This is a genomic window from Dyadobacter sp. HNCC25DJ186 (genome assembly GCF_056895235.1).
In genome coordinates this window covers 1-3367 of sequence record NZ_JBXHAS010000031.1, presented here as the reverse complement: position 1 = coordinate 3367, position 3367 = coordinate 1, and the positions used below count along the sequence as shown (strand labels likewise).

Sequence of the window (3367 nt, the reverse complement as noted above, 5' to 3'; positions counted from 1 at the left end):
GCTGACCAAAATCAAGTACATGGGATCACTATGTCCGTTACACTCTATTTGTTCAAAATTCCTGCCCCCCCATGTACGAATATTCGTACGTTTTTGCTCGGATTGTTCGTGGAATGTGCACGGCACTGAGGTGCCACCCCATGCGGAATGCCGCCCCAGCTGATTCCACAGTGGATCAGGGTCTCCTTGTCCCAAATTACTCCCATATTGCCAAATCTGGTCTTTCCATTGAGCAGGGTCTACTTTGCCGTATGTGGCAGAGCAATAGAAAAATTTTGTCATTTCGATCTAAATCCTGATTACTGCGCTCGTTCATAATTGGAAGTATCCCTGTTCTTCCAGTTTTCTCTTACCGTAGCTAAATACACAGAATCCCATTGCGCTTGTGTTTTACAATCGGCGCAACCGCCATTCCCAGTTAAGCTTGCAAAGAAACCTTCATTAATCTCCCATTCACCGCTTTGCATATTCTTCTTCAAATAACCTTTGAAAATATTATCCATCGCTATCTCGTGGAGTTTTGCGAAACTTGTTGGGGTTCTATTTTCCTTATCACGGGGAATAACCATGGTTGGCCCACTAAAAAAATACCATTCCTCTTTGATCTTTACACCATAGAAATACCATATATCATCTTGGGTGCATTGAGCCCGATTACATTGAAGTAACAGTGCCGTCACGAGTTTATCGGCACTTTTATTAAAACAAAGAATAGAATCAAGCTGATAAGGATATAACTTTATGGCTAGAAAATCTTTCAGATTATTCTTCCCCCATTTCTCCAATGAGTCTTCAATGTTTTCCCTTATTTCTATATAAGTATCCGTTCCGATTGTTCTTTTTGAAAAATCAATAATTTGTTTCTCAATTTTTTCCGTCTGTTTCTTTTTGTCTGCCTCGTTTGTTTCCTGAGAGGAACAACCAAAAAGAAGAATTCCCAAAAAAAGGACGAATAGCTTATCTCGGATTAACATAACCTGGTAGGTTTTCTTGACGTTCAAATATCCATCCATAATTACTAATACTATGACTTTCCAAATAGCCTTTCGGAATTGTTTTCCCATTTCCATAAGTAGCTGGAATAAAAGCTCTACTCTGATCTGTGAGGCCAGTTACCGGGCACTGAGGTGCCACCCCATGCGGAATGCCGCCCCAGCTGATTCCACAGTGGATCAGGCTCTCCTTGTCCCAAATTACTCCCATATTGCCAAATCTGGTCTTTCCATTGAGCAAGGGCTACTTTGCCGTAAGTGGCTGAGCAGCCGTTTTCGGGGGCGATGATGTAGCGATACGCCGCCCGATAACTGGTCCTGGTAATTTGATCTTTCATAGTACTGTTTTTTAAGGATTCAATCATTCCCTGAGCGTAGGCAAATCCATAATTATTGTAATGGGTGATAAGTAGATGTATCCCTATTCTTCCAGTTTTCTCTCACCGTTGCCAGATACACAGAATCCCATTGCGCTTGTGTTTTACAATCGGCGCAACCGCCGTTTCCCGTTAAGCTTGCAAAGAACCCATCATTTATCTCCAATTCCCCGCTTTGCTTATTCTTCTTCAAGTATCCTCTGAAAATTTCCTCCATAGCAATGGATTTCAGTATTTCCACACTTAAAGGTTTGCTGGTATCTTTTTGATAAAATTCTCTTGGGACTGCAAGATAAGGGCCATCAAAAAAAAACCATTTTCTGTCTACTTTTACTCCATAAAGATATGTCAATCCATCTGCTTCAATCTCTGGATACTTAGTGTTTAATTTTGCAATAGCCATAATACATTTGTTCATATTTCTATTGAAGCAGACTAACGAATCCAAAAACCATTTGTTATCCCGTTCATTTATGTATGATTTCAAACCATGATTAGCCCAATTACTTATTGAATCAAAAGCTTGGTCATACACTAGCTTATAATTTTCCGGGGTCGACACATTAGTTGAATAATTAAAATATAGTGTTCTTTGTTTCTTATTCCTGTCATAATCCATTTCATGAGATTTGTTCCTCTTATCACAAGACATAAGAAATAAGAAACAAGAAACAAGAAACAAGAAACAAAAAACAAAAAACAGTTCTTATTTAAGCTATTTTGGTGTGACATATCCTTTATCATCTGGGGTTAATGCATTAAATATCCATCCATAATTACTAATACTATGACTATCTAAATAGCCTTTTGGAATTTCCTCTCCATTTCCATAGGTAGCAGGTATAAAGGCTCGTCGGTTAAACCCAATATTCCCCACTTCACACTGAGGTGCCACCCCATCCTGTTCCCAGATATTATCAGCACCTGTTTGATTTAGTTACTGCCGTACTGCCAAAGCTGATCTTTCCATTGCGTCGGTTCCACTTTACCATACGTCGCAGAGCAGCCGTTTTCGGGGGCGATGATATAGCGGAACGCCGCCCGGTAACTACTTCATGTGATTTTATCTTTTATGGTGCTATTTTTTAAGGCTTCATTCATTCCCTGAGAGTGGGCAAAGCCCACTCTATTGTAACGGTTTGTAATTTGTTGTATCTCTTTTCTCCCAGTTCTCCCGCATCAATTTCAGCCAGCTTTCTTCCCATGCTTCCTGGGTGGTAAATGGAAAGTTGTAAGCATCGCGTTCATAAAACCTTGCAAAAAAGTTTTCATTTATCTCCCATTTCCTACTTTCCTTATTCTTCTTCAAATAACCTTTGAAAATATTATCCATCGCTATTTCGTGAAGTTTGGTGAAGGGCAAAGAGATATTTTTTTGAAATCCGTAGGCTTCACTTTGAATATAAAAATGAGGGCCCCTAAAAAAATACCACCTTTCGTTGATTTTTACTCCATATAAATAATTTAATCCATTGCTGACATGTTCTCCATATTGTACATAAAATGCCATAATGCACTTGTCTTCCAATTTATTGAAGCATAGCAAAGAATCCAAGTTCCACTTTGTCCCTGTAATATCCTTGAACGAATCTAGTCGATGAGTGGCAAACTTTTGCAAGGAATCAAAAGCAGATTTGTAGACCATATTATAGTTTTCTCTACCAATTTGATTTACCGATAGCTTATAAAGGTCAGAGTATACTGGTGTATGTTCTTTTAATCTACGCTTCTCATTGCAAGAAAACGCGATCAACAAGCCAACTAATAGCACTAATAACTTAATGAGGTTTGACATATCCCGGATCCTTTTCTTGTTGTTCGAATATCCATCCATAATTACTAATACTATGACTTTCCAAATAGCCTTTCGGGATTGATTTCCCATTTCCATAAGTTGCAGGGATAAAAGCACGCCTGCCAAAACCGATATTTCCTACTTCACATTGCGGTGCCACGCCGTCCTGGTTCCACATTGGATCGGCGTTCCCCTGTCCTAAA

5 protein-coding genes are annotated in these 3367 nt (G+C 39.3%); all 5 read right to left on the bottom strand.

Features of this window, described 5'->3' with window-relative positions:
* Nucleotides 1–299 precede the first annotated feature (299 nt).
* Nucleotides 300–1070 carry a hypothetical protein gene (locus AC1XUO_RS29495; protein WP_483333497.1) on the bottom strand — a complete coding sequence of 257 codons (771 nt, stop codon included), beginning with the start codon at nucleotides 1068–1070 and terminating at the stop codon, nucleotides 300–302.
* A gap of 20 nt (nucleotides 1071–1090) precedes the next feature.
* The gene (locus tag AC1XUO_RS29490; protein WP_483333496.1) at nucleotides 1091–1357 is read right to left on the bottom strand and encodes a hypothetical protein; all 267 of its coding nucleotides are present in this window, start codon (nucleotides 1355–1357) and stop codon (nucleotides 1091–1093) included.
* Between the two features lie 25 nt (nucleotides 1358–1382).
* The gene (locus tag AC1XUO_RS29485; RefSeq protein ID WP_149244329.1) at nucleotides 1383–1772 is read right to left on the bottom strand and encodes a hypothetical protein; all 390 of its coding nucleotides are present in this window, start codon (nucleotides 1770–1772) and stop codon (nucleotides 1383–1385) included.
* A gap of 723 nt (nucleotides 1773–2495) precedes the next feature.
* Nucleotides 2496–3164 (bottom strand): hypothetical protein, encoded by a 669-nt coding sequence (locus AC1XUO_RS29480; RefSeq protein ID WP_483333494.1) that lies wholly within the window; start codon nucleotides 3162–3164, stop codon nucleotides 2496–2498.
* Nucleotides 3148–3367: hypothetical protein (locus tag AC1XUO_RS29475; RefSeq protein ID WP_483333493.1), on the bottom strand; the 220-nt coding region annotated here is incomplete at its 5' end. The genes AC1XUO_RS29475 and AC1XUO_RS29480, both read right to left, overlap by 17 nt.

What these genes read in the sequence shown, in the direction of transcription:
- AC1XUO_RS29480 (WP_483333494.1), bottom strand. Translation starts at nt 3,164, where the DNA reads ATGTCAAACCTCATTAAGTTATTAGTGCTATTAGTTGGCTTGTTGATC.
- AC1XUO_RS29485 (WP_149244329.1), bottom strand. Translation starts at nt 1,772, where the DNA reads ATGGCTATTGCAAAATTAAACACTAAGTATCCAGAGATTGAAGCAGAT.
- AC1XUO_RS29495 (WP_483333497.1), bottom strand. Translation starts at nt 1,070, where the DNA reads ATGGAAATGGGAAAACAATTCCGAAAGGCTATTTGGAAAGTCATAGTA.
- AC1XUO_RS29490 (WP_483333496.1), bottom strand. Translation starts at nt 1,357, where the DNA reads ATGATTGAATCCTTAAAAAACAGTACTATGAAAGATCAAATTACCAGG.